The 1,309-nt window shown below is 51.6% G+C and carries 1 protein-coding gene; it reads left to right on the forward strand.

What is annotated here, in order from left to right; genetic code table 11:
• Positions 1 to 1,309 (forward strand): hypothetical protein (locus OH455_RS23155; RefSeq protein WP_269982932.1); only part of this gene is annotated, 1,309 nt, incomplete at both ends.

A 1,309-nucleotide genomic window follows, 5' to 3' on the forward strand; every position in this document is an offset into this window, starting at 1 on the left:
TGACGGTGCGAGGTCAGTCGTTATCACAAAGTGGTGTGTTAGCCAGTGTTGGGGATATGACGTTATCGCAACGAGACTCGGTGTCACTGACAGGTGATGTTGAGTCAGGTGGTGCGTTATCTGTCGAGACGGGCGTGCTGTCGAGCACCCAGAAGTTGTTGTCGGGCAAAGTCATGAGTTTGACGGCTAACACGACAACGTTGCAAGGTGAAGTGAGTAGCGGAGAGCAGCTCACACTGAAGAGTGATTCGCTGACTCAGTCTGGTCAGATGGTGGCTAAGCAAGCGCTGTCATTGTTGTCGAATAAGGCTCAGCTTAATGGCCGTGTCCAGAGTGACGATACCTTATCTGTCACGATTCAAGATGACTTAAATGTGGGAAGCCAAGGACAACTGGTTAGCCAGTTGCCATTGACGATAACCAGTCAAACCTTAGTGAATCAGGGTCAATTTTCCAGTGGTGGTGATATTGACGTGTCGGCTGAGCATCTGACCCATGAAGGCACAATTTTATCGGCGGGTAAGGTTTCACTCAATGGTCGCACGTTAGTTCAGAATGGTGACATTGAAGCCAATCAGGGTATTCAGTTAATCACAGAATCCGATTTAGTGTCAGATGGTGACGTTGTCAGCGGTGGTGAGATATCGGTTACCGCGAAGAGTCTAGATAACCGAGGAGAGTTATCGACATCGGATGCGTTGGTTGTGCGCGTGACAGAGGATGTGGTGAACCGTGGTTCTGGCGTCTTAGCGGGCGAACAATTGACGTTATCGTCACGCGGTATAAGGAATGCAGGGACGTTGCAGGCTTTAGATACGCTGAACTTAACCGCAGAATCTCTGCTGAATACAGGACGTGTGATTGCCTTGGGTCAGGCGCTGATAAACGCCAATCAAAGTATTAATAACAGTGGTGTGGTGTCGGTTGACCATACTCATGCGCTGTCATCGGGTACAGGAGCGGGTAGCGTATTGCTGCGTACAGCGTCTCTTACGCAGTCTGGAACCGTGGTGAGTAGTGGTGATGCGCAGTTATTGTCAGACAGCCAAACCCTTTCAGGGACCACTGTCAGTGGGGGAGACCTGACGGTACAGGGTGAGCATCTGGACATTTCTGGGACGGTGCAGTCGACGGGTGAGGCTGTGCTGGCCGGTGGTACTCAAGTGAGTAGCGGGCAAGACAGTCAGTTGCTGGCGGGTCAGCGTCTGAGAGTGACGGGCCCTCAAGTTTCTTTGACAGGTAAGACAGGTACGGGCGCTGAGTTAGTCATAGAAGGTGATTCTGTGACACTGGGCGGAACGGTGACGTC

The organism is Vibrio sp. T11.5 (assembly GCF_027587155.1).
Taxonomy (GTDB): Bacteria; Pseudomonadota; Gammaproteobacteria; order Enterobacterales; family Vibrionaceae; genus Vibrio; species Vibrio neptunius.